The 26,058-nt window shown below is 53.7% G+C and carries 22 protein-coding genes and 1 riboswitch; of the genes, 19 read left to right on the forward strand and 3 right to left on the reverse strand.

Translation table 11 applies throughout. From position 1 onward, the window contains the following. Window positions 1-309: 309 nt before the first annotated feature. A complete protein-coding gene (locus EHV15_RS13920) occupies window positions 310-1,311 on the reverse strand; it encodes a ketoacyl-ACP synthase III (RefSeq protein WP_128631739.1) in 1,002 nt (333 codons plus the stop codon). A 277-nt stretch (window positions 1,312-1,588) separates the two neighbouring features. Here EHV15_RS13920 and EHV15_RS13925 point away from each other — a divergent pair, with 277 nt between their 5' ends. The 5 genes from EHV15_RS13925 (at window position 1,589) to EHV15_RS13945 (ending at window position 7,718) form a co-directional block, all read left to right on the forward strand. Then, entirely contained in the window at window positions 1,589-2,995 is a 1,407-nt protein-coding gene (locus EHV15_RS13925; protein WP_128631740.1) for a sucrose-specific PTS transporter subunit IIBC, read from the forward strand. A gap of 19 nt (window positions 2,996-3,014) precedes the next feature. Then, on the forward strand, window positions 3,015-5,273 hold the full coding sequence (gene bglX / locus EHV15_RS13930; RefSeq protein WP_128631741.1) for a beta-glucosidase BglX: 2,259 nt from the start codon (window positions 3,015-3,017) through the stop codon (window positions 5,271-5,273). Continuing rightward, window positions 5,266-5,604, forward strand: a complete 339-nt coding sequence (locus tag EHV15_RS13935) for a GH32 C-terminal domain-containing protein (RefSeq protein WP_178075847.1) — start codon at window positions 5,266-5,268, stop codon at window positions 5,602-5,604. Before bglX ends, EHV15_RS13935 begins: the two co-directional genes overlap by 8 nt. 161 nt (window positions 5,605-5,765) lie before the next feature. After that, window positions 5,766-6,590 (forward strand): AraC family transcriptional regulator, encoded by an 825-nt coding sequence (locus EHV15_RS13940; RefSeq protein WP_128631742.1) that lies wholly within the window; start codon window positions 5,766-5,768, stop codon window positions 6,588-6,590. 444 nt (window positions 6,591-7,034) lie between these two features. After that, window positions 7,035-7,718 (forward strand): hypothetical protein, encoded by a 684-nt coding sequence (locus EHV15_RS13945; protein WP_128631743.1) that lies wholly within the window; start codon window positions 7,035-7,037, stop codon window positions 7,716-7,718. 52 nt (window positions 7,719-7,770) lie between these two features. Here the strand turns inward: EHV15_RS13945 and EHV15_RS13950 are convergent, their stop codons facing one another. Together EHV15_RS13950 and EHV15_RS13955 are read right to left on the reverse strand one after the other, a co-directional pair. Further along, on the reverse strand, window positions 7,771-8,418 hold the full coding sequence (locus EHV15_RS13950; protein ID WP_128631744.1) for a DUF1266 domain-containing protein: 648 nt from the start codon (window positions 8,416-8,418) through the stop codon (window positions 7,771-7,773). Continuing rightward, window positions 8,408-10,390 (reverse strand): J domain-containing protein, encoded by a 1,983-nt coding sequence (locus tag EHV15_RS13955; RefSeq protein WP_128631745.1) that lies wholly within the window; start codon window positions 10,388-10,390, stop codon window positions 8,408-8,410. Before EHV15_RS13955 ends, EHV15_RS13950 begins: the two co-directional genes overlap by 11 nt. A 318-nt stretch (window positions 10,391-10,708) precedes the next feature. On the opposite strand from EHV15_RS13955, the gene EHV15_RS13960 reads away from it, so the two are divergent. The 14 genes from EHV15_RS13960 (at window position 10,709) to EHV15_RS14020 (ending at window position 26,039) form a co-directional block, all read left to right on the forward strand. After that, window positions 10,709-12,838 carry a DNA topoisomerase III gene (locus EHV15_RS13960; RefSeq protein ID WP_128631746.1) on the forward strand — a complete coding sequence of 710 codons (2,130 nt, stop codon included), beginning with the start codon at window positions 10,709-10,711 and terminating at the stop codon, window positions 12,836-12,838. 127 nt (window positions 12,839-12,965) lie between these two features. Continuing rightward, window positions 12,966-13,103, forward strand: coding sequence for a hypothetical protein (locus EHV15_RS36490; protein WP_178075848.1), 138 nt, complete (start codon window positions 12,966-12,968; stop codon window positions 13,101-13,103). Between the two features lie 1,020 nt (window positions 13,104-14,123). After that, window positions 14,124-14,429, forward strand: a complete 306-nt coding sequence (locus tag EHV15_RS13965; protein ID WP_128635330.1) for a DUF1294 domain-containing protein — start codon at window positions 14,124-14,126, stop codon at window positions 14,427-14,429. A gap of 19 nt (window positions 14,430-14,448) precedes the next feature. Continuing rightward, the gene (locus EHV15_RS13970) at window positions 14,449-14,883 is read left to right on the forward strand and encodes a universal stress protein (protein ID WP_128631747.1); all 435 of its coding nucleotides are present in this window, start codon (window positions 14,449-14,451) and stop codon (window positions 14,881-14,883) included. A gap of 321 nt (window positions 14,884-15,204) precedes the next feature. Then, a complete protein-coding gene (locus EHV15_RS13975) occupies window positions 15,205-15,933 on the forward strand; it encodes an amino acid ABC transporter ATP-binding protein (protein ID WP_128631748.1) in 729 nt (242 codons plus the stop codon). Between the two features lie 19 nt (window positions 15,934-15,952). Further along, window positions 15,953-16,825 (forward strand): glutamate ABC transporter substrate-binding protein, encoded by an 873-nt coding sequence (locus tag EHV15_RS13980; RefSeq protein ID WP_128631749.1) that lies wholly within the window; start codon window positions 15,953-15,955, stop codon window positions 16,823-16,825. A 93-nt stretch (window positions 16,826-16,918) separates the two neighbouring features. Further along, entirely contained in the window at window positions 16,919-17,569 is a 651-nt protein-coding gene (locus EHV15_RS13985; protein ID WP_128631750.1) for an amino acid ABC transporter permease, read from the forward strand. Window positions 17,570-17,601: 32 nt separating this feature from the next. Continuing rightward, entirely contained in the window at window positions 17,602-18,252 is a 651-nt protein-coding gene (locus tag EHV15_RS13990; RefSeq protein ID WP_128631751.1) for an amino acid ABC transporter permease, read from the forward strand. Between the two features lie 102 nt (window positions 18,253-18,354). Beyond that, on the forward strand, window positions 18,355-19,650 hold the full coding sequence (locus EHV15_RS13995; protein ID WP_128631752.1) for a sensor histidine kinase: 1,296 nt from the start codon (window positions 18,355-18,357) through the stop codon (window positions 19,648-19,650). 84 nt (window positions 19,651-19,734) lie between these two features. After that, window positions 19,735-20,643, forward strand: a complete 909-nt coding sequence (locus tag EHV15_RS14000; protein ID WP_128631753.1) for a response regulator — start codon at window positions 19,735-19,737, stop codon at window positions 20,641-20,643. A gap of 456 nt (window positions 20,644-21,099) precedes the next feature. Beyond that, a riboswitch (purine riboswitch) is annotated at window positions 21,100-21,201 on the forward strand. Window positions 21,202-21,680: 479 nt separating this feature from the next. Then, window positions 21,681-22,178: a 5-(carboxyamino)imidazole ribonucleotide mutase gene (purE, locus tag EHV15_RS14005; RefSeq protein ID WP_128631754.1), complete on the forward strand. Its 498-nt coding sequence runs from the start codon at window positions 21,681-21,683 to the stop codon at window positions 22,176-22,178. After that, window positions 22,175-23,587: a 5-(carboxyamino)imidazole ribonucleotide synthase gene (purK, locus tag EHV15_RS14010; protein WP_246061549.1), complete on the forward strand. Its 1,413-nt coding sequence runs from the start codon at window positions 22,175-22,177 to the stop codon at window positions 23,585-23,587. The genes purE and purK overlap by 4 nt, the downstream gene beginning before the upstream one ends. Beyond that, the gene (purB, locus tag EHV15_RS14015) at window positions 23,584-24,882 is read left to right on the forward strand and encodes an adenylosuccinate lyase (protein WP_128631755.1); all 1,299 of its coding nucleotides are present in this window, start codon (window positions 23,584-23,586) and stop codon (window positions 24,880-24,882) included. The genes purK and purB overlap by 4 nt, the downstream gene beginning before the upstream one ends. 257 nt (window positions 24,883-25,139) lie before the next feature. Beyond that, a complete protein-coding gene (locus EHV15_RS14020) occupies window positions 25,140-26,039 on the forward strand; it encodes a phosphoribosylaminoimidazolesuccinocarboxamide synthase (protein ID WP_128631756.1) in 900 nt (299 codons plus the stop codon). Window positions 26,040-26,058 lie beyond the last annotated feature (19 nt).

Here is a 26,058-nt window from a genome sequence, read left to right on the forward strand (position 1 = left end):
ATCAAGGGCCGTCCGGATTTCCGGACGGTCCTCTTAACCTCTGCCGAAAATAGAGGTAATTTATGTCGTTATTTTAAGATTTCCTTCCTCCAGCGCAAATTAAGGGAAAATTTTTCCGTTATTTTGGAATTAGACTGGGAAAAAGCGGTTGTTTGCCCTCATATTTCTGAAATAGAGGTAAAAAATTCCCCTATCTCTGCTGTACTTCCTTCTTAGGTGAAAATAAGGACCAATTTTACCGTTATTCCCAGGACCTCCACAAAAACGCAGGCTGCCTGCTCCATTCCACACACTCTGAAATTTTGTAATTTAGGAACGCAGGTTGGGTACGCCCCAGCGCAAAATCAGACCGGCATGGGTCAAGCCGCCGCCGAAGCCGTACAGGAGCACGCGGTCGCCGCTTTTCAACTGGCCCGCATCGAGGCCGGCCTGAAGCGCCAGCGGGATGGAAGCGGATGATGTATTGCCCATGTCGCGTACGCTCTGGAGCGTTTTGCCGAGCGGCAGCGAGGACTTCTCGCAGATCGATTCGATCATGCGCAGGTTGGCGCTGTGCGGGACGAACCAGTCGATATCGTCACGGTCTAAGCCGGATTGCTCCAGCATCCGCTCAATCCCTGCGGAAACGGTGCGCACCGCCCATTTGAACACTTCGCGGCCGTTTTGCACGAGTTTCCCGTTGCCTGCAAGCGCGGTGCCGTCCATTTCGCCTGCCAGCCCGGAGCGGTAAACGTGGATGCCGCCGGCTCCGTTTGTGCCCATGACGAACGTTTCAAATCCGGGCTGCTCCGGGTCATACTCCACAAGACCGGCACCCGCGCCGTCCCCGAACAAAATGCAGGTCGTGCGGTCGCTGTAGTCGGTAATTTTGGACATGGTTTCTCCGGCGACGACAAGGATTTTTTTATGCAGCCCCGAACTGATCAAGCCATTGGCCATATGCAGGGCGTAGGTGAAACCGGCGCAGGTCGCGTTGAGGTCGATAGCCCCGGCGCTTTCCATGCCGAAGTGTTTCTGGACCCGGCAGGATACCGTCGGAAAAGAATAGTCGGGCGTCGTCGTGGCGGCGATGATGAAATCGACATCGTCCAAGGATACGCCGTAAGTTTCCCGCAGCCGTTCGGCGGCGCGAATGCACAAGTGCGAGGTGAACACATCGTCGGCGGCGATATGGCGCTCCTTGATGCCTGTGCGTTGCACGATCCATTCATCGCTGGTGTCCACGATCCGCTCCATGTCTTCATTGGTGAGAATCCGGTCCGGAACATACGAACCAAACGCGGTAATGCGAGCTTTTGATACGATTGACAAACGAATCACTCCTTCGAGATGTGGTTTTCATGGTTTTAGTATCAAGTATTAGTACCAGGTATTAAAATGAGTATAGCAGGTTTCTTTTTATTTTCCAATCGTTCTGTAGTCCATATGCTCGGATTATAGTATTTCCGTGTTTGCACGGCGGTATAAAAAGGTCAAAATTTGACCTTAATGAAGTAAAATAATCCCGCTGTTTGTAAGCGCGCTCATGATATGCTTGAGAAGCAAAACGGTCAATACTACAACCAGTTGAGAGGAAAGGGAGAGCCTGATGAGTTCCGACAAAGAATACGTTAAAATAGCCCAGGACGTGATTAAAGGGCTTGGAGGAGAAGACAATATTATTTCCATGGCCCATTGTGCCACACGGCTGCGCCTGATCGTCAAAGACAGGGACATTATCGATGACGAGTTTATTGAAAATATCGATAAGGCCAAGGGTGTGTTTTTTACATCCGGGCAATATCAAATTATTTTTGGCACCGGTATTGTGAATAAGGTTTACGAAGCGATGATCGGACAGAACGTATCCGCCACCTCCAAGGCGGAGCTGAAGGAAAAGGCCTCGGCCCAGGACGATAACTTTTTCAAAAGAATGATCCGGATTTTCGGAGACGTATTCGTCCCGATTATCCCGGCATTGGTAGCTACAGGGTTGTTCATGGGGGTCAGAGGTCTGGTCACTCAGCCTGCGCTGCTTCAATTATTCGGTCTTACCCCTGAGAATATTTCGGCGGATTTCTTGTTAATTACGCAAATATTGACCGATACCGCCTTTGCCTTTTTACCCGTGCTGGTCTGCTGGTCGGCCTTTAGGGTATTTGGCGGGTCGCCGCTATTGGGGATATTGCTCGGATTAATGCTGGTCAGTCCTTCGCTGCCAACGTCCTGGGATGTCGCCCAACATGTAAAGGAGCCGATGGTGTTTTTCGGATTCATTAAAGTTGCCGGCTATCAGGGCTCGGTACTTCCGGCCTTCATCTTGGGGGTCGTAGGAGCGCTGCTGGAGAAGAGGATCAGAAAATGGGTACCCGAAGCCTTGGATCTGATTTTAACGCCGTTTTTAACATTGCTGGTCAGTTTGGTGCTGGGCTTGTTCGTCATCGGACCTGTTTTTCACGAGGTGGAAGTGCTTATCTTAACGGGGGTTACGGCGATTTTGAAACTGCCGTTTGGCATCGGCGGCTTGATTTACGGCGGCATCAATCAGCTTATTGTCGTCACCGGGCTGCACCACGCTTTGAACTTGATAGAAATTCAGATGCTGGTGGACAGCGGCTGGAATATCGTCAACCCGATCAGCTCGGCGTCGATTTGTGCGCAAGCTGGGGCGGCGTTGGCTGTCGGTCTGAAAGCCAGAAGTTTAAAAACCAAATCCATCGCCTATCCATCCTCCTTATCCGCGTTATTGGGCATAACGGAACCGGCTATCTTCGGGGTGAATATCCGCTACGGCAAGCCGTTTCTGATGGCGTTGATCGGCGGAGCGGCCGGCGGGTTTTTCGCCCGGATTTTCAACGTTCAGGCGACAGGCATGTCGATTACGGCTATCCCGGGGATGTTATTGTATCTGAACAATCAAATCATTCCGTATATCGCCGTCTGCATCATCGGCTTTGCGGTGGCTTTTGGCCTCACTTGGTTCTTTGGCTTTAAAGAGAAAACGGACAACAAATAAAACTTTTGTGGAGAGAAACATGGACGACAAACTACTGTATGAAAAACTGGACAGCCTTTCGGTTCAAGAGAAAATCGGCCAATTGGTCCAACTGACCGGCGACTTTTTTGAAGGGGATATCGATACGGTCGTGACGGGGCCGCTGAAAAAACTGGGGCTAAATCCAAGTTACAATATTTACAATACCGGCTCCATCTTGAACGTTACCGATCCGGAAAAAATGATCCGGCTGCAAACGAAGTATTTGGAACATTCGGCTCACCAAATTCCGCTGCTGTTTATGGCGGATATTATCTACGGATACCGGACCATTTTCCCGATTCCGCTGGCTCAAGCGTGCAGTTGGAACTTTGAGCAAATCGAGCGCGCCGCTGCGATCTCTGCCCGGGAGTGTTACGAAGAGGGGACTCACGTGACCTTTTCGCCTATGGTGGATATCGTCAGAGACCCCCGCTGGGGGCGGGTGATGGAATCGCCCGGCGAGGATACTTTACTGGCGCGGAAATATGCGGAAAGCACAGTGGCGGGAATCCAGGGAAGGAAAACGCGGAGCGGCGCCGTCCCGGCAGATAAAATCGCCGCATGCGTCAAGCATTTTGCCGCTTACGGGGCGCCTGTCGCCGGGCGGGAGTACAACGCCGTGGATATGTCCGAGCATACGCTTAGGGAATATTACTTGCCGGGGTACCAAGCCGCCATCGAAGCGGGAGCCAAGCTTGTGATGACCGCTTTTAACACCTTAAACGGCATCCCTGCGACCGGGAACGAATGGCTTAACCGCGACGTGCTCCGGCGGGAGATGAATTTTGACGGTGTGCTGATCTCGGATTATGCCGCGATCGAAGAGCTGATCATGCACGGTTATGCCGAAGATGAGGCTGCTGCCGCCAAGCTGGCCCTGCTGGCCGGTGTCGATGTGGATATGAAGACGGCGGTATATGCCAATCAGCTGGAGAAGATCATTTCCGGCAACGAGCATATGCTGGAGCTTTTGAATGAGGCTGTATACCGTGTTTTAAAACTGAAAAACGATCTGGGGTTGTTCGAGGACCCGTTCCGTGGTTTACAGGAAACCGTGCGGCGGGGGAGCAGCAGCATTCTGGCGGATGAACATAAACAAGCCGCGTTGTCTTTGGCGGAAGAATCCGTCGTTTTGCTGAAAAATGAACATGAGCTGTTGCCGCTGTCGCCTCAAACCAAGATCGCATTAATCGGTCCTTACGCGGAAGAAAACTCCACCTTGGGCATATGGGCGATTAAAGGGAATGAGGCGGACACCATCAACTTGAAGACGGGGCTGCTTAAGCATGCCGATCCCGCCCGGCTTTCGGTCTGCCGCGGGGCGTATATGGTGCCCCTTGACGAACGGGAAGCCCTTGGCAAATATGCGGATAAGCTGCCGGCCGAAACGGTTGGTGAGGAGGAATTGCTGGAGGAAGCGATCCGGAATGCGGATGAAGCGGACGTCATCGTCCTCGCCTTGGGGGAAAGCATCTACCAGAGCGGGGAGGGCGGATCGCGCACGAACCCGGCGCTTCCCGAACCGCAGTTGAAACTGCTCCGCGAATTAAGCGGGCTGGGCAAACCGCTCGCCGTGATCGTCTATAGCGGCAGACCTTTGATTCTCACCGAAGTTGCCGAGAAAGCTGACGCCTTGATCCAGGCCTGGTATCCGGGAACGATGGGCGGGGAAGCGCTGGCCAATATTTTGTACGGAAAAGCAAATCCGTCCGGGAAATTAACGATGACTTTTCCGCGTTGCGTCGGACAAATTCCGGTGCATTACAATGAGCTCAATACAGGCAGACCGAATTTGCCGGAAAACGGTTCTTACCGATTCGCGTCCCGCTATATCGATGAAGCGAATGAACCATTGTATCCGTTCGGTTATGGCAAATCCTATACCTCGTTCGCATACAGCCTTTTGTCCGTCAGCCGGAAGGAAATGAAACGAAATGAGCCGATCGAGTTCAGCGTCGCTGTCTCCAACACTGGGAGTTATGACGGGAAAGAAACGGTCCAATTGTATATTCGCGACAAATTTGCCAGTGTGGCAAGGCCGGTGAAGGTCCTAAAAGACTTCCAAAAGATCTTCCTGCGCAGCGGCGAGACCGGGACGGTTCAATTTACGATTCGCGAAGAGATGCTTAAATTTTACGGAAGCAATATGGAGTACAAAAGCGAGCCGGGCGAATTTGAAGTTTATATCGGGCCAAGCTCGCAGGACATTTCCTTGAGTTTTAGTTTTGTTTTATTGCCGGAGGAGGAACATGAATAGAAGCGGCGCTTATGATTTGAAATATCATATCACCCCGCCTTTCGGGTTGTTAAATGACCCGAATGGGCTTGCTTTTCAGGATCGGAAACAAAACAGTCTAACCGTCTGGAGAACCAACTGGGCGACCAAGCAGAGAGAACACAGAAAAGCAACATTAGCTCATACACTCGCAGAAATGCGGTTATTTATGGAAAGCTCAAGCCTGGAGATCTTTGTGAACGGGGGAGAGGAAGTATTTTCTCTGCGTTATTTTACGGAAGATGCCGGGCAGCGAAGCGTCCGGATCGAGGCCGGCGGCAATGAAGGAGAAGTCAGCATTTATCGGTTGTAAAGAAAGGCCGTTCATTTTTCCGCTTGCGGGGGAAGAACGGTCTTCTTTTTGTCTTGGGCCTACGGGATGAATTACGCCTTGTCCGGGTAATTTACTATCGGTATAGTATGAGTATATCAACCGCGAACGGACGGCTTATGCCTGGCTGATGAGGTGTCGAGATGAAAAAAATATATGAACATATCGAAATCGACCGTAAAAAAATGATCAACCTGTTCATGTTCCAAGCGCGGGATACGGAGCGGGTCATTCCAATGCATTTTCACAGCAATATGGAGCTGATCTACTGTATAAGCGGAAGCCTAAAGGTGTGGCATGAAGGAAAAATTACGATTTTGACGGACAAGGACATGTTGTTCATGAACAGCAATGTTCCGCATTCCACCCAAAGCATTACGGAAAACCGCGTGCTTGTGCTGCAATTTCCGGAAACTTTTTTCGCCAATGAACAAGTCATCATCCAATTAAATACGCATGAGAATCAGGTTGAAGCGATTATCCTCGCTAAATTAAGGGAGCTGCTGATGGAAATATACGAGCTGCATTTTTCCGCGGGCAAATACGACTACATTCTGGAGCAAAGCCGGATTATTGAGCTTAAATACCGGCTGGTCCATCATTTTGGCCAGGCCGCGGACATCTCGCCGGAAATATTCAGCGAAAAGCAACAAAAAATCAAGACCATTATGGACTACATGAAAGAGCATTATGCCGAAAACATCAGTTTGGCTGAAACCGCCCGCATCTGCGGCTATTCCGAGGCTTATTTGTCGCGTATGTTTCATAAATACACCGGCCAGACGTTTACCGAATACAAGCAGATCCTATGTTTGGAAAAGGCTATCGATTTATTGGAAACCACAAATAAGTCGCTTACGGAAATATCTTATGAAACAGGGTTCCCCAACGTAAAATCTTTTCGCAAAGCTTTTAAGGAAGTAATGGGAAAGACGCCGTTTGAATACAAAAAATCCGGTTTGAGCTGAAATTTAATATCAAGTCTATACTAAGTTGAATTAAAGAAAAGCGGAAGTTAGGCAAGAGTGGGAAATGATTCTGAAGAAACGGCAGTGGTCGCCTTTGTGAGCGGATTTCATCCTTGCTGGAATCTAAAAAATTATCAGAAATCCGCGAACAACAGCGATCGTAAGAACATTTCACACGGCTGCCCTGATCCGTACAATCCATAGTTCAACTTATATAGATTAAATTTCCCCCGGCTTTTGCCGAAATACATTGTATATGCAACTGACTTTAGTTGAATGGCCATGCCGAAAGGATTTTGAAGACCTATGTTTCGGAGAACGAAGAGGAGAATCTTTTTTATAGCTTGTGTTTGTGTTTTACTGATATTCGCTTGGGGGCGTGCCGACCGGGGCGAAAAAGCGAATAGCGAAAAACCGGAACTTATGACGCAAGGCGATAGTTTATTGGGGGAGCGTAACTTCGACGGCGCCATCTTTAAATACGAGCTGCTTCTGGAGAGAACCCCCCAAGATGCGGAGGCCCGGTGGAAAAAAGAAAAGGCGCTGAAAGCGGTCGAGGTGGCGAATGCGCTGATCCGCAAAGGGGACGAGGCGATCAAGGACAAGCAGTTAAAGGTGGCCTACGATTATTTTCAACTGGCCCGGGAGCTTTACCCTTACAACCCCGATGACGGCTACGAAAGAAACTTGGCCGTTTTTGAAATGGACATGCTGCAGACCAACTTAGCCCCCTACATAGAGCAATTGTTGGAATTGGAGGAAAGGAAAGAGCGAATTTTGACAGCTCTACAAAACGGGGAGGACGTAAAGTCGAAGGGGGTAACCCAAATGATCGAGGAGTTATATCCTTTGGCACAGCAAGTTTATTACCAATCTATTGACCCTGGAAGGTTGTCCTCGCCTGAAGCTATTGAGTATTACAAGGAAAAGGAGCAGCTCATCGAACAGCTAGAGGAAGAGTTCGTGAATTACGGTATTTTTCCGATGTTTCGGAGGTTAGGATTTGACGAGTTGGACGAATATGTCCAGAACGTACAAATTAAATTTGCGGTATACGGAGATGGCGAAGGCACGATTTGGGATGAATACCGTCTCAGACATCCGGATATTAAGTACTTGCCTAAATAACGAAGCCAACGCCCCGAAGCCTTACGGCCTATCGGGGGTTGGCTTTGTTCGTTTAGAACGGATAATCCCAGCGCATGGAGGGGGGCATCTGGGAAAATTCCAGCAGACTTTGCGCATAGGCGGGCAGCAATGTGGCCGTATCCTTGGGCGGGTTCCGGAAGTAGGCTCCCGCGATGCATCCGCTATGGAATTCATACCAGCTGGCGTATTTGGATTGGACGATTTTGACGGCGTCTTTGTTGGAGAAAGCCGCCTCTTTCCCGTCCAGCAGATTTAACCGCTCGCCCGCTTTATTTAAGGCAACCAACAGGGCGAAATCAAAGGCCGCGATCGTGGCCGGCGGAATAACATTCATCAATTGATGTACGCAAGCCAGGGACGGCGCGTTGTTCTCGCCCTGCGCTTCGGCTGACGACAGGCGCCGTACCCGGGCCTCAAACGACAAGGAAGATAATGTTTCGGAAAGTTCGTTAAACTCCTTGCGATATCCTTCATACAGCAGCCATCTTCGCTGGTTATGGTAACTGGTACCATCACGCACTCCCTGAAATATCAGCCATGCCTTGAGCCCGGCTTTCGGGCAGGTATCCAGCGTATGATAACTGCGGAGTTTCCCGAAGCGAACCGCTCCCGCATTAAACAGCGGTGCGGTCATCCAATGATAGAAGGTAGGTTGTTTCAGTAAAGATTTAACCCGCATAGTTTTGTCCCCTCAAGTCTAAGATTGCGATTAGCAGGCGTACCTTTCGATATTCGAAAGCAAGCCGGTACAGACTGTAAATCCACAGCGCCGACAGAAATCCGAAGAGCAGCAGGTTCGGTATTGTGAATTCCGATTTTACCTGCGGTTTGGCGACTTCAAAGTATACGGGCTGAAATTTCGGGACGGATGCGGCGGATACCTCCGATGGGGAGCTCGAAACTTTATGTATGTCGTATTGATAAGCCTCCAGAATTCGCTCGGTGGAATCGGCGGGAGATACCGGCTTCCATTGCAGCATTTTGCTCACCGCCGTTTCCATGTCCGCATCCAAGTGGTGAACATAGCCTCTAATTTTTATCTCCTTCCGCTCCTCTTGCAGACCAAGCGTGTAATCCGCCAGAATGATCAGTTGTTTGTCGGAAAATTCCCCGAGAAACACATGTCCTGACAGGTTTTCATAATAGTCAAAGTTGATAAAGGCGTAGTCTTCATTTTGAAAGACAACCTTACCATCGCTGGTTAAATATTTGCCCATGTGTATGTCCGTGACATTCTTAATGGTTAGTTCAGCATATCGCTGCTCGTCCATGCCGATTAGTTCTTGCGCTCCGGCAATCGTTTCCGGCGTACGGTTATGGACATTTTCCCTATAGTAGTACAGGCATACGATCAGAGATAAAGCAAGGATAAGCGCAAGCGACAAATTCAGCAGGATAGGCCGGTTAAAAAACAGCTTCCACCGCTTACCGCCGCCGGAAGGAGCAGGAGCGCCGGGCGAACGGTCCCCAGGGCTGTCGAAAGCGGCGGGTTGTATCGCCTGCTCCAGGCATTCCGCTGCTTCGCCGGGGTTGCCGAGCTTTTGCAAGGCTTGCGCCATTAAGATGGCGATGTCGCTCCGGTTCGGCCAGCGAGATAAGATAAGCCGGCATTCTTCTACCGTCCGTTCGGGATGCCCCAAATCTCGCCAGATTCGCGCTCGGTACAGATACCCGTCGATTTCCCCGGGCGCCAGCTCGACCAAACGCTCGAACATGGCGAGCGCCTTCTCTTTATCGCCTTCGCGAAGATAGAACTCGCCGAGCAGGCGAAGCAGATCGGGATCATCCGGGAACATCGCGTAAGCTTGTTTTAAAAACTCCATCGCCTTCTTTAAATCGTTGCGCACCAAGGCAAGCTGTCCCTGATCCCGGTCATGCAGAAATTTATCAATATCGATGCCCTCCGCGCTCAGCAGGAATTGATAGCGGAGACCCGGGTCGGCCAGCTGCCTTTTGTAATAAACCAGAAACGAAGCGATGGCAGGATCATTGTCGAACTGCTCCGATTCTTGCAAAAGATTCAGCCAGCCAAAACTGTTTTCAAGCAGCCGCCAAATTTCGGCGGGCAGATACCGGTGTGATTGCATGAATTTCAGAAGCTGAAACCCGATGACCGGTTTGGCGTCCATGTTCCACATCACGTCGGCATCCAGAAGCTCCACCCACTTCTCCGGGGAAATCCGCGACGGGAAATCATCATACAGCGCGGCGGCTTGCTCCAGAAACGCTGCAATCGTTTGAATCGTATTTTCCGGATCGGGCTCCGGCACGAATTCCGGCGCGGATAGCCGGTTCGTTTCACTTTGTTCGCCTGCATCCGGCTCCGGCTCATTCCAAAGAGAGTCGAACGGGATTCGGAGAGGCGGCGGAAGCGGCCCCGGCTCGTCCTGCTCCGGTGCAGCATCAGGATGCCCTGTTCCCGTCCATTCCGTATGAACCGGTTCCGCCTGCCGTTCTTCCGCCGATTCCTTTTCTGCCATGGAGGCCCGTCTCTTGGCATAGGACATGGCGGCGTCGAAGGCCTCGCGCAAAGCCTGATAACCTGCAGGATCGTCCTCCGGGTGATATATTTTAAGCTGTTTGGCATAGGCCCGTTTAATGACTTTTATATCTTCCGTCCGGCCGATACCTAGTCGTTCCCAGATGGTCATTTGAAACTCGAACCACCTTTCGGGAGCGTCAAACCCGATTTATTCATATTTTTATGTACCTCGCATGTGTTTTATGGAATTCAATTCCAAATTGATAAAAGGTTTTCTCCTATTTTTATCGGCTATGTTAGTAATAAAGCTTATGGGCCCCGCATATTTCATGTTTCCGCTCGGAGGAGTACGGCGTCCTGCACGCCGATTTTGGCAAGTTCGAAGCGGTATGGCTAAAATGAATACGAAGCTGCCTGAAACGGTGGATTCCGAGGAAGATAGGTAATGGTATAATGTAGTGAGGAAAGGAGTGTTTCTAAAGAACTCATGAAAACGTTGGTATTGGCGGAAAAACCGTCGGTCGCGCGGGAAATCGCCCGGGTGATCGGCAGCCGCGATAAGCATAAGAGCCATTTTGAAGGACCGAAGTACGTGGTTACCTGGGCGCTGGGCCATTTGGTGGGCTTGGCCGAACCCGAGGATTACGACGGGAAATTCGGGACCTGGTCCTTGGAGGATTTGCCGATCCTGCCGGGAAAAATGAAGCTGAAGGTGCTGCGGGAAAGCAGCCACCAGTTTAAGGCGGTGCAGCAGCTCATGCGCCGTCAGGATGTCGGCGAGCTGGTTGTGGCGACCGACGCGGCCCGGGAAGGCGAACTGCTGGCCCGCTGGATTATGGACATGGTGAAATGGAACAAGCCGTTTAAGCGGTTGTGGATCTCCTCGCAGACGGATAAGGCGATCAAGGAAGGATTTGCTTCGCTGAAACCGGGCAGCGAATACGAGCGGTTGTACCAATCGGCGCGCTGCCGGGCCGAGGCCGACTGGATGGTGGGGCTGAACGTGACGCGGGCCCTGACCTGCAAATTCGGCGCCCCGCTGTCCGCCGGACGCGTGCAAACGCCGACGCTTGGGATGATCATGCAGCGGGAAAACGAAATTATGCATTTCCGCTCTGAGGAGTACAGCGTCCTGCACGCCGATTTCGGCAAGTTTGAAGCGGTGTGGCGGGGGGCAGGCGGAGATTCGCGCATTTTTGCTCCGGATCAGTTGGCCAGCCTCAAAAGCAGGCTCGAAGGAAAGACCGGCAAAATCGTCAAGCTTGTGAAAAACGAAAAAACGGTGCCGCATCCGCTCGCATACGACTTAACCGAATTGCAACGGGACGCCAACCGTCTGCTCGGCTTCTCGGCCAAGCAGACGTCGAACGTGCTGCAGCGGCTGTACGAGCAGCACAAGCTGGTTACGTATCCGCGGACCGATTCGCGGTATTTGACCGCGGATATGGCGGATACGCTGAAGGAGCGGCTGACCAGCGTCGCTGTTGGGCCTTACGCGCCGCTGGCACGGCCGTTGTTGCGGAAATCACTGCCGCTCAGCAAGCGCATCGTCGACGATAGCAAGGTAACGGATCACCACGCCATTATCCCGACCGAGCAGACCGTGCTGTTGAACGCGTTAAGCACGGAGGAGCGGAAGCTGTATGATTTGATCGTGCGGCGATTTATCAGCTTGTTTTATCCGCCGGCCCGTTTCGACCAGGTCAGCGTTACGGTGGAAGCAGGCGGGGAGACGCTTCACGCGAAGGGAACGACGATCAAAGACAGTGGCTGGCGTGCGGTGTATGACGGTGAAGCGGTGGACGAGGACGAGGATGACCGCGAAGAGGACGGTAGCAGCGCGCTGCCGGAACTGAGCCAGGGCGAGACGGTAACGGTGACCCGCTGTAGGGTAACGCCCGGCCGGACCCAGCCGCCGAAGCGTTACACCGAAGCGGCCCTGCTGACCCAAATGGAGAAGCACGGCCTGGGAACGCCGGCGACGCGGGCAGATATCATCGAAAAGCTGGTCAACTCCGACACGATCGAGCGGCAGGGCAATTTCCTGCACCCGACCGGCAAAGGCAAGCAACTGATCGAGTTGGCTCCTTCGGATCTGCGCACGCCGGAATTAACCGCTCGCTGGGAGGCGGAGCTGGAACGCATCGCCCGCGGCAAAGGCAAGCCGGAACCGTTCCTGCAAGGAATTCGCGAGATGGCCGTGGGGCTGGTGCAAGGGGTGAAAAACAGCGACGCGACCTACAAGCTGCATAATGTCTCGAACAGTCATTGTCCCGATTGCGGAACGAGGCTGCTGGAGAAGAAAACCAAGCGCGGCTTGCTGCTCGTATGTCCGGCCGAGGATTGCGGCTACCGCCGGTCCGGGGAGAAGCGGCTTTCCAACCGCCGTTGTCCGCAGTGCCACAAGAAAATGGAGCTGAAGGAAGGCAAAGCCGGAATGTACGTGCAGTGCCTGTCTTGCGGAATTACCGAGGTGCTCGGCAAAGACAAGGACAACAGGCATGTGAACAAACGCGAACAGCAGAAGCTCGTCAAGCAATACTCCAAACCGGAATCGATCGGCTCCAATTTGGGCGATTTGCTGAAAGCGGCGATGGAGAAAAAGAACAATTCGTAAACCTTTTGCCGGCCGAGGAGGCGCAGGGGGTTCACGCAGCGTAGATTCATAGGGGAGCGCCCCAACCTAAGGATTGCCGCATAAAACAGCCGCCTTTACGGGACGCTACGTACTGGAGGTGATGAGGATGCCGCATCATAAAGCGCGGGATATTGAAAACCGGCAGAACAAATCGAGCATTTTGGAGAAGACCGTCTCCGCCAAGCCGAAAAAACAGGCGGACTATCCCCCTAATCTGAACGAAATTGCAAAAAACGAAACTTGATTGAAACGATGGTGGCTCCCTTGGCGGGGAGCTTTTTTTAAATTATAGAATTTATAACACAACTTTCACAGAACTTAAATCGGCTTAATCGCTGATGGTGTACGGACGGAGGACGAATAAAATCTTAGCCTTTGGGACCATTAATTGCAAAACCTACAACTAACCTTGCGTCTATTTGCCCAATCATTCTTTTAATTGCATTTTATACATTTATTTCCCCGTTTTTGGCCTCATTCTTCGAAAGATAGCGGAGTAATTGCAGGTTTTGCACTTAATCTAGCGCTGTGGCAGCTTTTTCGGGGAAGTAACTGCACTTTTTGCAACTATTCCATTCAACAACGGACCAAAAAAAGGAGTAGGAAGCAGGTACGCTCAGGTGGGACGATCACTTTACCACAAAACTGTCGGATCTCTCCATGAAGTCGCCTCGAAAACCGGGAAAACTTTCTCCTTTGATCCAATATCAGCTTCGGATCTTGATAGCCGCTTCGCCCAGTTACAAAAACTAGGCTGCCTGAGCCTAAGAAACTCCAGCGAAAAACATAAGGACAAAAAAGGTCGTTATTCCGGCGATATCCGTCTAGTTGGGAGAAATAGAGGAAATTTATGTCGCTATCTTCCCGAATCGTAAGGAAATGTCCGCGTTTTGGACCATTCACAGGAAAATAAGTACAATAAATTCCGCTAATGGCGATGAACACGCTGGCTCAGGATAATAAGAACATAAAATTCCGCTATTTTGAAGGCCGACGGTTCGTCGTTCCTGTAGGAAGCAAGGGATTACCATGAAAGGTCTTTAAGTTTCGAATAGTGCAACCATTTATTTTCGGATGACTTATGATAAGTTTATTGTGCCTACGAAAGAATATTATGTGTTTAAAATAGAGTCACATGATGCCGGAATGTAAAGACGGCCAATCTCTTTCTCCTATCTGTCAGCTTTGAGGGTGTACCTTGTCTAAAGTCGCTTTTGCTTATGCAAGCTATAAAGTTATAATGGACTTAAGACAAGTGCTAAGAATGCTCTCAAACGGCGGAGAAAAAAGGAAGGAGGCGGCGCATACGCGAACGGTTTTGCTCTTTTGGTTTTTGTTTATCAATGTTGTGGCCTACTTGGTGATGTCCGACGATAAAAAGCGCGCGAAGCAAAGGCGGGAACGGGTTCCCGAGAAAACTTTGTTCCTGCTGGCCGCGATCGGAGGGGCGCTTGGCGTGCTGCTGGCGATGAATACCAAGCGGCACAAGACGAAACATCTTAGCTTTCGGATTGGCGTTCCACTTCTGCTTCTACTTAACGCCGTACTCTACGGATATTTTTTAATATAACAAAAGAGAGGTGTGACGCATGTTGTTTAACAAAATCGTTGCTGCGTATGACGGGTCGAAGGCGGCCAACAAAGCGCTGGACAAGGCGATCGAACTGGCCAAGCTGTCGCCGGATACGGAGCTTGTGGTGCTCCATGTTTACGATTTCCCGCGGTTTTACGTGGCCGAGGGGTATGCCCCGGTCCCGGCTGCGATGAATCAGGATTATTTTAATCTGGCGTCGAAAACGGCGGATGAGGCGGAAAAGCGGATCAAAGAAGCCGGGTTAAGCGCTAAGATGGAACTTGTGCAAGGCCCGGCGGCGGAGACGATTCTCGAATACGCGGGCAAAAACGGAGCCGATCTGATCGTCATCGGCAGCCGCGGGCTGGGCGGCATTCGCGAGTTTGTGCTCGGCAGCGTCAGCCATAACGTCGTTCAGCATGCGCAAATTCCGGTGATGGTGGTAAAATAATCGGATAAACAGCAGGCAGGAAGGCTGTCCTTTAGGTCGATGATAGACCTGATGGACGGTCTTCTTTTTTTTGCGCGGAGTTTTAATCAGAAGGGCGGGAGATCGGTGTCAGATAAGGTGACGCTTGTCCAATAGGCAGACAAAACAAGCTACCAAGAAAACGCTTTAATAAAATTAATTTCAAGTCTCTAAATTCATTTTCCGTAGGATCATGTAGTTTTTTATAGTCTCTAAAGTAAGGTTGAATTCAAATGTTACGATTACTTACATAGAACCCGCGTAGTGTCGTAAAAACGATCCGACAACAAAGGAGGGCTGCGAATGATCCAGTTTCACGAGGTGGATAAACATTATGGGAGTTTCCATGTTCTGAAAGGGATTGATCTCCATGTTCAAGAGGGCGAAGTCGTAGTTGTCGTCGGCCCGTCCGGCTCCGGCAAAAGCACGATGCTGCGCTGCATCAACCGCCTGGAAACGATCACGAGCGGCGAACTGACGGTGAACGGCGTGCCGGTGAACGACCGCAAAACGGACATCAACAAGGTCCGGCGCGATATCGGCATGGTCTTCCAGCATTTCAACCTGTATCCGCACAAAAAAGTAATCGACAACATTACGCTCGCTCCGATCAAGGTGCTGCGCAACTCGAAGGCCGAAGCCGAGCAAACGGCGATGTTTTACTTGGAAAAGGTTGGTATCACCGATAAGGCCTACGCCTATCCGTCCCAGCTGTCGGGCGGACAGCAGCAGCGGGTCGCCATCGCCCGGGGGCTGGCGATGAAGCCGAAAATCATGCTGTTCGACGAGCCGACGTCGGCGCTCGATCCCGAGATGGTCGGGGAGGTGCTGGACGTGATGCGCACGCTGGCCCGCGAAGGGATGACGATGGTGGTGGTCACGCACGAAATGGGGTTCGCCCGGGAGGTCGCCGACCGGATTATTTTTATGGATCAGGGGCAAATCGTGGAGGAGGCCCAGCCTGAGCAGTTTTTTTCCAATCCGCGCGAAGAGCGGACGCGAACGTTTCTTAGTCGCTTGTTAAGTCATTAAAAACGAGGGGGTTTTTACCATGGCAAAAAAGAAGAGATGGAAATTGGCCGGGATCGCGATCGTATGCGCTTTGTTCGTGCTTGCGGGCTGCGGCGGCAATAACGCGGGCGGAGGCAGCGCATCCACCGGAGCGGGAGGCAACGGCGGCGGGAATGCCGCGACGGCGGAGGGCGGCTCCGGCGCGCTGGACAAAATCAAGGAGCGCGGAAAGCTTGTGGTCGGCGTGAAGTTCGATACGAAGCTGTTTGGCTTGAAGGACCCGGCCTCCGGCAATGTTGAGGGCTTCGACATCGACATGTCGAAGGCGATTGCCAAACATATCCTCGGCGATGAAAATGCGCTTGAGCTGAAGGAGGTTACCTCCAAGACGCGGATTCCGATGCTGAATAACGGCGAGATCGACATGATCGTCGCCACGATGACCATTACGGAGGAACGCAAAAAAGAGGTCGATTTCTCCGATGTTTATTTTCAGGCCGGCCAATCACTGCTGGTGAAGAAAGGAAGCCCGATCAAAGGCATCGAGGACGTCACGGCCGACACGACCGTGCTGGGGACGAAAGGCTCCACCTCGGTAAAAAATATCCGCGACAAGGTGTCCGGTGTCAAAGTGCTGGAGTTTGACAACTATCAGGATGCGTTCAACGCGCTTAAAGCCGGCCAAGGCGACACGCTGACGACGGACGATTCCATTCTGTACGGCATGGCCGCCCAGGATTCCAATTTCGAGGTGGTCGGCGAGCCGTTCACCGATGAACCGTACGGCATCGCGGTGCAGAAAGGCAACGCCGATATCGTGCAGGCCGTCAACGATACGCTGAAGGAGCTGCATGAGAGCGGGGAATACGACACGCTATACGAAAAATGGATCGGCAAAAAGCCGGCGCAATAATGCGGTATGCGGGGCGGGCCGCGGCTGTCAACGTTGGACTGGGGCGCTGTGAGTTGAGAGCGTATTTGCCGGTCAGGGGAAGGTGATTCGAGCATGGACTTTTCAATTTTAACCGACTACTTCGGCACCTTTATGGAAGGATTTCGCGGGACGGTCGTTTCCAGCCTGCTTGCGCTCGTCGGAAGCTTTGCGCTGGGGACGCTCATCGCCGTATTCCGGATCGGGCCCATTCGCGGGCTGCGCTGGTTCGGTACGGGGTACGTCGAATTTATCCGCAATATTCCGCTGCTGCTTGTCGTATATATTTTTTATTACGGTCCGGCGGCGCTGGGGCTGCCGCTTGACGGTTTTACCGCCGGGACGATCGGGCTGGCGGTTTACACGTCGTCTTTCATCGCCGAGGCCATCCGCGCCGGCATTATGTCGATACCGCAAGGCCAGACGGAGGCGGCCCGTTCTTCGGGGCTCAGCTACGCGCAGACGATGGTCCACATCGTGCTGCCGCAGGCGATCCGGCTGGTTATCCCGCCGCTGGGCAACCAGTTCATCAACCTGATCAAAAACTCGTCCGTCCTGTCGATCGTCGCCGGTCTGGATCTGATGTATTTTGCCGATATCGTCAATACCGACACGTTCCAAACATTCGATACCTATGTTTTTGTCGCTTTGTTTTATTTGGCGCTCACCTTGCCGCTCAGCTACGGCGTACGGGTCTGGGAGCGCAAGCTGGCACGTAAATATTGAGGGGGCTTTGCGTCTGAAAGGAGGTAATCCCGATGGACTTTGCCGGGGCGTATTCCGCGGAGAATCTGCGATTTTTGCTGGAAGGGTTGTATTTTACGCTGCTGGTGGCAGTGGCTTCGATTGTGCTTAGCTTCCTGTTCGGCTGCATCGTCGGCGTTATTCGTTATACGCGGCTTCCGGTGCTGTCGCCGGTTTTGCTGGTCGCTGTGGAGCTGATCCGCAATTTGCCGCTGCTGTTGATCATCTTTTTTATGCGGTTTGCCCTGCCGGAGATCGGCATCAAGCTGGGGCTGGTGACCGCCACGATCACGGGGCTGACGATCTTTGAAGCGGCAATGATCGCGGAGATCGTGCGCGGGGGACTGGCCTCCATCGACAAAGGGCAAATCGAAGCGGCCCGCTCGTCGGGTTTAAGCTCGCTGCAGACGCTATGGCATATCGTGCTGCCGCAGGGCTTGCGGCGGATGGTCCCGCCGCTCGTCAGCCAGTTCATTTCCTTACTGAAAGACACATCGCTTGCGGTCGTCATCTCCCTGCCGGAGCTGATGCACCACGCCGGCATTGTGATCGGACACAGCTACGCCTACACGATCCCGATCCTGCTGCTGGTCGCGCTGATTTATTTTACGGTCAACTTTTTGCTGTCTCTCGTTTCCAGGCGTTTGGAGGCCCGGCACGTTTAAGCTTAACCCTGACACGGCGTGGCATGGAAGGTATAGGCGCCCAGCCCGAAATATGGTAGTATAATGGGCAATATCTACTTGCGGGAGCCGGGTGAGAGGGGCATGGGGACAGCTCTTTTCAAATCGAAATATGTGCAGCTCGGCCTTGTTGCGGCCGGGACGGCTGTGGCCGGAGAGTTGAAGATCAACCCGTTTGACGGCGATATTTTCAGGATTGGGCTGGGCAGCAGTGCGTTTCTGCTGTTTTTGCTGCTGATGAGGAAGCTGCCTTACCTATTGGCCGGCGTCATCACCGGCGCCGTTGTGCTGGTGTTTCGGACGGGACTGGACCAGGTGATGGCAGGCGGGTTGACGGTGGCGGACAGCCTCAGCCGGCATTGTTCGGCGGGCGTCTATTACGTTGTGTTTGCCTGCGGGATGCAGTTCATCAGGGGGAGGGTGGATCGTTTTTACCCGCTGATGCTGGGCGCGGTGACGGCGGTCATCGATCTGCTGTCCAATGAAGCGGAGCTGCTGACCCGGCTATTGGTCACGGGTACGGCCACGTTCAAGCTGAACGAATGGACGTTTCTGATGGCGATCGCCATGCTGCGGACGTATTTCGTTACCGGCATTTACAGCAGCATCGCGGTCAGCCGGATGCGGATCATTCAGAAGGAGCAAAACCGCCGGATCGAGCAGATGCTCAGTTTCAGTTCGGGGCTGTACGGGGAAGTTTTTTATCTGAAAAAATCAATCGGCACACTGGAGGATCTCACCCTCGGCAGCTACGAGCTGTACCGGCGTTTGAGCGAGGAGGGGCGGCAGGAGAACCGGCAGCAGGTGCTGCGCATTACGCAGCAGATCCATGAGGTCAAAAAGGATTCGCAGCGGATTTTGGCCGGGCTGGTCAAGCTGACCGACCGCGAAGCGCCGGGGGATATGCCGCTGTCCGCGCTCGTTCATTTTACGTTGAAAAGCAATGGCAAATACGCCGACATGTTAGGCAAAACGATTTCTTTTTCGTACGATATCCGCACCGATTATGTGACCGCAAGCTATGTTCCGCTGCTGACGCTCATGAACAATTTGACCGCCAACGCGGTCGAGGCGATCGCCGGGAACGGGATGATCCATCTCGAGGTAGACGAGCGTGAGGACTATACATTGGTTAGTGTAGCCGACAGCGGCGGCGGCGTGGCGGAACGCGACCGCGATTTGCTGTTCGAGCCGGGTTTTACAACCAAGTTTAACCAGGAAGGGGTGGCGGCCACGGGCATCGGGCTGTCCCATGTGCGCGACATTGTGAGCATGTTTGTGGGGGAGGTAGAGGTCGGAGTATCCCCGGCATTGGGGGGAGCGATGTTCCAGGTCCGCATTCCCACGGAAAAGCTGCGTAAATCTATGCTTCCGAAGTAAGTTTTGTTCGATGCAATTTTTTTTGCTGAGGGCGCTCACAGAACATTGCAGTAGTGCTCACAAAACTTTGGGGAGGGGTCAAGCATGGCGCTTTCTTTCTGTATCGTAGACGATGATATTAGCGCGAGAAGAATGCTGCAGCATATCATTGAAGACGGCGGGCTCGGTGAAGTGGCGGGAACAGCAGGCAGCGGGCAGGAAGGAGTGCGCCAAATCTTGAGCGAGGCCCCGGACATCGTGCTGATGGATCTTTTGATGCCCGATCAGGACGGCATCGAGGCGATCGATTCACTGCGCGCTCAAGGCTGCGGCGCCAAATTCGTGATGATCTCGCAGATTGAAAATCAGGATATGGTCGGACGGGCGTACCGGAGCGGCATCGAGTTTTTTATTCGCAAGCCGATCAACCGGATCGAGGTGGAAACCGTGCTGCGCAAGGTGAACGAACGTTACGCCATGGGGCATTATTTGGAAGAAATCCGGTCCAGCCTGAAAAAACTGGAGGGCCTTCGGCCCGCGCCTCCCGTTACGGCTGGGAAACGGGCCGTGCGCGAAGCGATTCAGCCGATCCTGATGAATATGGGGTTGATCGGGGAAAGCGGCAGCCGCGACATGATCACGATCATGGGGCTGCTGATCGAACGCGGAGCCGGTGCGAACATGCCGCCGCTGAAGGAGCTGTACCGCCAGGCGGCGGCGATGTACAAGGATAAGCCGGAGGAGATCGCCAAGGAGGTCAAAGCGATCGAGCAGCGGCTGCGCCGCGCACTGGCGGCGGGGCTGACCAATCTGGCTTCGCTCGGTTTGACCGACTACGGCAACCCCCGGTTCGAATATTACGCCCCGCTTTATTTCGATTTCGAGGACGTGCGGCTGAAAATGAAGGAAATCGAAGAGGGCCGAGAGACCGGCGGCGGTGGTAAGGTGAAGGTCAACATCAAAAAGTTTTTGCAGGTGTTGTATATCGAGCTGCAGGAGCAGATGAACGGATAGTTCGCCGCTGCTTTTGCGGCTTTTTTTGTGGAGATAATGCTGAGCGGCCGAATGTGGCGGACGCACCTGTTGTTCCGGTTGGGGGGAAGATTTGGAAGGATCAAATGCAAAAGTACATTTCAAGTCGGGAAAGTGTTGCTTCTGAGCTTGGTGGAATGCAAAAGTACAGTTGATTTGGCGGGAAATGGTAAATTTTAGTTGATTTCTGAAAAATGAACTGCACTTTTACACTTGACTAGGCGAAATTGGGCAGTTTGAGCGGAAATCACCTGCACTTTTGCATTTGGTGGAATTTTGCGAGCCGCAACGTCACTAGGTATGATCACAAAAAAATTCCAAAAGCGAACATTCGCATTTTACATTTCATTAATGTTCGTGTTTGAGTTGACATGTCGTGTCCGCCATTGGTAAACTAGTAGAGCATAGGCGGTTCTCCGCCGAACATAATAAAGTGAGGGTTAAACAACCTCTTAAACTCGTATAATACCGGGAATAGGGCCCGGAAGTTTCTACCCGAGAACCGTAAATTTTCGGACTACGAGCGAATACGTGATGAAGGTAAGGCGGCTCTGCACGGGAAGCCTTTTTTAAGATATCAAAGGGGAATTTCCTTATAAGGCCTGGGCGTCATGCACCGGGCTTTATGTTCCCCGCGGGTTAATGGTATCCGCTCAAACTTTGGGGGAGCGCCCCGGTGCCAACAGTCAGCATCGCCGCTGGAGCGGCTCGAGTTCGCCCGGTCTTGAACGGCCGGATGACCGGCCTCCGTCATGCAGCCGGCAGCGCCCGCCAACCCTTACCTTCCGGCCTTGTCCGTCGTATTCTCTCGTGGTCCGCGAATTTCTCGAAAATACTTCGTTATTTTCAGAGGTGCGGACCTTTTTAAGTATGTAGCGGTAATTTATTCTTGCGATATAAGGAAGCCGATGTTTAGATGCTACTTCTTTCTAATATTTTCAAAAGATGATTTTTGGAACTACCTCTAAATATCCGGCCATTTTGGAACCATAGAATAATAATAGAAAGTGGGATGAGGGATGACAGCACAAGTTGCAGTGATTATGGGCAGCAAATCGGATTGGGAGACGATGTCCCACGCCTGCGCCGTTTTGGAAGAATTGGGAATTCCGTATGAAAAAAATGTTGTCTCCGCACACCGCACTCCGGACTTGATGTTCGAGTTTGCGGAGCAGGCTGCGGAGCGCGGGCTTAAAGTGATCATCGCGGGTGCCGGGGGCGCTGCCCATTTGCCGGGCATGGTGGCGGCGAAAACGACGCTGCCGGTCATCGGCGTGCCGGTCAAGTCGGCCGCGTTGAACGGCCTCGATTCGCTGCTGTCGATCGTGCAGATGCCGGGCGGCATCCCGGTCGGAACGGTGGCGATCGGCAAAGCCGGCGCGATCAACGCCGGACTGCTCGCCGCGCAGATTCTCGGCGCGTTTGATCCCGAGCTGATGCGCCGCGTGCAGGAGCGCCGCGACCGGATTCGCGAAGAGGTGCTGGCGAGCGGCGCGGAGCTGGAGGCGGCGGAATGAGGGACGAAGCGATGGCAGGTCAAGGCGGAGCGGGGGAGCAAGCGGCGGCTGGGCAAGCTGGCGTAGCGAAGCAAGCGCTGGCCGGGCAAGGCGCAGGAGCAGGGAGCCAAGCGAAGGCCGGACAAAGCGCCGGCCAAAACGGCGAAGCGCCGCCGGTAATCGCTCCGGGCGCGACGATCGGCGTGCTCGGCGGCGGGCAGCTCGGGCGGATGATGGCGCTCGCCGGCAGCAACCTCGGCTACCACTTCGTGACGCTGGATCCGGCGCCGGATTCGCCGTGCGGCCAGGTGGCCGGGCAAATCGTCGCCCGTTACGACGATCAAGAGGCCGCCCGCCAGCTCGCCGAGCGCTCGGACGTGATCACGTACGAGTTCGAGAACGTGGACGCTGGCGTGGCCGCGCTGCTCGAGGAGCTGTCGTACGTGCCGCAGGGGAGCAAGCTGCTGTACACGACCCAGCACCGGCTGCGCGAGAAACGCGCGATCGAAGCGGCGGGCGTGAAAGTGGCTCCGTATGCGGAAATCGGCAGCGAAGAGGAGCTGCGGGCGGCGGTCCAGCGGCTCGGCATTCCGTCGGTGCTGAAAACGGCCACCGGCGGTTATGACGGCAAAGGGCAATGGGTGATCCGCTCGGAAGCGGAAATCGGCCCGGCCTACGCCGAGCTGAGCAAAGCCGGTACGGAGCTCGTATTAGAGCAGTTCATCCCGTTTGTGAAGGAGCTTTCCGTCATCGCGGCGCGCAGTCCGCGCGGGGAAATTAAAACGTTCCCGGTGGCGGAAAATATCCATGTCGGCAATATTTTGCATCTATCGATCGTGCCGGCCCGGGTGGAAGAGCGGGTGCAGCGGGAGGCCGAACGGTTGGCCGCCCGCATCGCGGAAGGTATGGAAGCGGTGGGGCTGCTGGCCGTGGAGATGTTTTTGACCGCGGGCGGCGAGCTGTTCGTCAACGAGTTGGCGCCGCGGCCGCATAATTCGGGTCACTATACGATGGAGGCCTGCACGACCTCGCAGTTTGAGCAGCACGTACGGGCCGTGTGCAATTTGCCGCTCGGCAAGGCGGAGCTGCTCTCGCCGGTCGTGATGGTGAACGTGCTCGGCGAGCATTTGGAGGCCGTGCGCGAGGCGATGGTAAGCGGGGGTTGGCCAAGCGAAGGGAGCGGGAAGGATGCGGCGTCGTGGGAAGGCGGTTCGCCGGCCGGCCGGCCTCTGCTGGACTCCGCCCCGGCGGATGGGAAAACGGCCGGCCGGCAAGCTGGATTCCCGGTCATTCCCAAAGTACACTTATATGGAAAGAACGGAGCCGCGCCGAAGCGGAAAATGGGGCATATCAATCTGCTCTGCCGGGATGTGGAGGACGGGCTTCGTTGGATAGAGGAAACCAACATTTGGAGGAATGAACGCAAATGATCGAACGCTACAGCAGACCGGAAATGAGAGCGATCTGGACGGAGGAAAACAAATTCAAAGCTTGGCTGGAAGTGGAGCTTTGCGCCTGCGAGGCTTGGGCCGAACTGGGCGTCATCCCGAAGGAGGACGTGGCTCAACTACGCCAAAACGCCTCGTTCGACATTGACCGGATCTATGAAATCGAGCAGGAGACGCGCCATGACGTGATCGCCTTTACCCGGGCGGTTTCGGAAAGCCTGGGCCCGGAGCGCAAATGGGTGCACTACGGCTTGACCTCGACGGACGTGGTGGACACGGCGCTGGGGTATTTGCTGAAGCAGGCCAACGAAATTCTTGAGCGGGATATTTTGAACTTTATTGATATTTTGCGGGAAAAAGCGCTCGCCTACAAAGACACGCCGATGATGGGCCGGACGCATGGCGTGCATGCCGAACCGACAACGTTTGGGCTGAAGATGGCGCTCTGGCATGAAGAGATGAAGCGCAATCTAGAGCGCTTCCGCCGTGCGGCGGATGGAGTGCAGTTCGGCAAAATCTCCGGCGCGGTAGGGACGTACGCGAATATCGATCCGTTCGTGGAGCAGTTCGTGTGCGAGAAGCTGGGCACAACGGCCGCGCCGATTTCCACGCAAACGCTGCAGCGCGACCGCCATGCCGAATATATGGCCACGCTGGCGCTGGTCGCCACGTCGCTCGACAAATTCGCCACGGAAATCCGCGCCCTGCAAAAAAGCGAATTCCGCGAGGTGGAGGAAGCGTTCGCCAAAGGGCAAAAAGGTTCGTCGGCGATGCCGCACAAGCGCAATCCGATCGGCTGCGAGAACATTTCCGGCCTGTCGCGCGTGATCCGCGGTCATATGGTTTCGGCCTACGAAAACGTGACGCTGTGGCATGAACGCGACATCTCGCATTCTTCGGTGGAGCGCGTGATTTTGCCCGATGCGACGATGCTGCTGAACTACATGCTGAACCGCTTCGGCAACATCGTGAAAAACTTGACGGTGTTCCCGGAAAATATGAAACGCAACATGGGCCGCACGTTTGGCGTACCGTTCTCAGGCCGCGTCATGACGAAGCTGATCGACAAAGGCTTCAGCCGCGAGCAGGCTTACGACACGGTGCAGCCGCGGGCGATGCAGGCCTGGGAAACCCAGCGGCAGTTCCGCGACATTGTCGAGGAGACGCCGGAAATCACCGCCGTGCTGAGCAAGGAAGAGATCGACGACGCGTTTAATCCGGCTTGGCATTTGAAGCATGTGGACACGATTTTCCGCAAGCTGGGTTTGGTTGAGTAAGAAGGGCGCCAGCCACCTCGGATGATAACGGTAAGAAATACCGCTATTTATCCGGTTTTGCGGCAGCACCGCCAAATAGCGGAACAGAAGGGCGTTATTTTCGGAGAAAGTGGTCAAAATGGACGTTTGCAGCCGGAGTAGAAGGAAATAGCGCCCCATTTTACCGCTATACTGCGAATTTTGTTGAATCGCGGAAGGATAGCTGCTTTATTTACCGTTATTGCAATCATTAAGTGTAATTTGAGGGGGACAGCGACATGTCATCACCGGCAATTTCCACGGCGGCGGAGTTGGTAAACGCCCCGCTGCTGTATAAAGGCAAAGTGCGGGAGCTGTACGACCTTGGCGAGCATTATTTGATCGTCGTGACCGACCGCATTTCCGCTTTTGACTACGTGCTTGAACCGGCGGTGCCGGACAAAGGCAATGTGCTGAACCGCCTGAGCGCGTTCTGGTTCGGTAGGACCCAGCATCTGCTGGAGAACCACGTGATTCATACAGATGTGGAGCTTTTGGGGGATGTCGTTCCCGAGGCACACAAGCCTTTGCTAAAAAACCGCGTGATGGTCACCCGCAAAGCCGAGCGCATCGATATCGAATGCGTGGTTCGCGGCTACGTTACCGGCGGCGGCTGGCGGCAGTACGAGCTTAGCGGCGAAATCAACGGCATCAAGCTGCCGGAGGGCCTGCGCAAAAACGCCAAGCTGGCGGAGCCGATTTTTACGCCGGCGGCGAAAAACGACGTCGGCCACGACGAAGACATCTCCTTTGCGGAGATGGCCGACAAGGTCGGCGCGGATTTGGCGCAGCAGCTGCGCAGCCGCAGCCTGGAGCTTTACGCTTTTGCCCGGGATTTTTGCGAAGCGCGCGGGATCATTCTCGCCGACTGCAAGCTGGAATTCGGGCTGGTGGATGGCAAGCTGATTTTGATCGACGAGATTTTCACCCCGGATGCGTCGCGTTTTTGGGCCAAAGAAAATTACGCCCTCGACATCGAAATCGACAGCATGGATAAAGAGCCGGTACGCGTTTACCTGGCCGGTTCGGATTGGGACAAGAACAGCCAGCCCGATCCGCTGCCAGGGCATGTGGTTGAAGAAACGACCCGGCGTTACCGCGACATTTACCGGCGCCTGACCGGGCATGAGTTGGAGTAGGGAGCAGGCGGAAAAGACA

The organism is Paenibacillus oralis (genome assembly GCF_003863965.1).
Classification (GTDB): Bacteria; Bacillota; Bacilli; order Paenibacillales; family Paenibacillaceae; genus Fontibacillus; species Fontibacillus oralis.

What these genes read in the sequence shown, in the direction of transcription:
- EHV15_RS13925 (WP_128631740.1), top strand. Translation starts at nt 1,589, where the DNA reads ATGAGTTCCGACAAAGAATACGTTAAAATAGCCCAGGACGTGATTAAA.
- bglX (WP_128631741.1), top strand. Translation starts at nt 3,015, where the DNA reads ATGGACGACAAACTACTGTATGAAAAACTGGACAGCCTTTCGGTTCAA.
- EHV15_RS13935 (WP_178075847.1), top strand. Translation starts at nt 5,266, where the DNA reads ATGAATAGAAGCGGCGCTTATGATTTGAAATATCATATCACCCCGCCT.
- EHV15_RS13940 (WP_128631742.1), top strand. Translation starts at nt 5,766, where the DNA reads ATGAAAAAAATATATGAACATATCGAAATCGACCGTAAAAAAATGATC.
- EHV15_RS13950 (WP_128631744.1), bottom strand. Translation starts at nt 8,418, where the DNA reads ATGCGGGTTAAATCTTTACTGAAACAACCTACCTTCTATCATTGGATG.
- EHV15_RS13955 (WP_128631745.1), bottom strand. Translation starts at nt 10,390, where the DNA reads ATGACCATCTGGGAACGACTAGGTATCGGCCGGACGGAAGATATAAAA.
- EHV15_RS13960 (WP_128631746.1), top strand. Translation starts at nt 10,709, where the DNA reads ATGAAAACGTTGGTATTGGCGGAAAAACCGTCGGTCGCGCGGGAAATC.
- EHV15_RS36490 (WP_178075848.1), top strand. Translation starts at nt 12,966, where the DNA reads ATGCCGCATCATAAAGCGCGGGATATTGAAAACCGGCAGAACAAATCG.
- EHV15_RS13965 (WP_128635330.1), top strand. Translation starts at nt 14,124, where the DNA reads ATGCTCTCAAACGGCGGAGAAAAAAGGAAGGAGGCGGCGCATACGCGA.
- EHV15_RS13970 (WP_128631747.1), top strand. Translation starts at nt 14,449, where the DNA reads ATGTTGTTTAACAAAATCGTTGCTGCGTATGACGGGTCGAAGGCGGCC.
- EHV15_RS13975 (WP_128631748.1), top strand. Translation starts at nt 15,205, where the DNA reads ATGATCCAGTTTCACGAGGTGGATAAACATTATGGGAGTTTCCATGTT.
- EHV15_RS13980 (WP_128631749.1), top strand. Translation starts at nt 15,953, where the DNA reads ATGGCAAAAAAGAAGAGATGGAAATTGGCCGGGATCGCGATCGTATGC.
- EHV15_RS13985 (WP_128631750.1), top strand. Translation starts at nt 16,919, where the DNA reads ATGGACTTTTCAATTTTAACCGACTACTTCGGCACCTTTATGGAAGGA.
- EHV15_RS13990 (WP_128631751.1), top strand. Translation starts at nt 17,602, where the DNA reads ATGGACTTTGCCGGGGCGTATTCCGCGGAGAATCTGCGATTTTTGCTG.
- EHV15_RS13995 (WP_128631752.1), top strand. Translation starts at nt 18,355, where the DNA reads ATGGGGACAGCTCTTTTCAAATCGAAATATGTGCAGCTCGGCCTTGTT.
- EHV15_RS14000 (WP_128631753.1), top strand. Translation starts at nt 19,735, where the DNA reads ATGGCGCTTTCTTTCTGTATCGTAGACGATGATATTAGCGCGAGAAGA.
- purE (WP_128631754.1), top strand. Translation starts at nt 21,681, where the DNA reads ATGACAGCACAAGTTGCAGTGATTATGGGCAGCAAATCGGATTGGGAG.
- purK (WP_246061549.1), top strand. Translation starts at nt 22,175, where the DNA reads ATGAGGGACGAAGCGATGGCAGGTCAAGGCGGAGCGGGGGAGCAAGCG.
- purB (WP_128631755.1), top strand. Translation starts at nt 23,584, where the DNA reads ATGATCGAACGCTACAGCAGACCGGAAATGAGAGCGATCTGGACGGAG.
- EHV15_RS14020 (WP_128631756.1), top strand. Translation starts at nt 25,140, where the DNA reads ATGTCATCACCGGCAATTTCCACGGCGGCGGAGTTGGTAAACGCCCCG.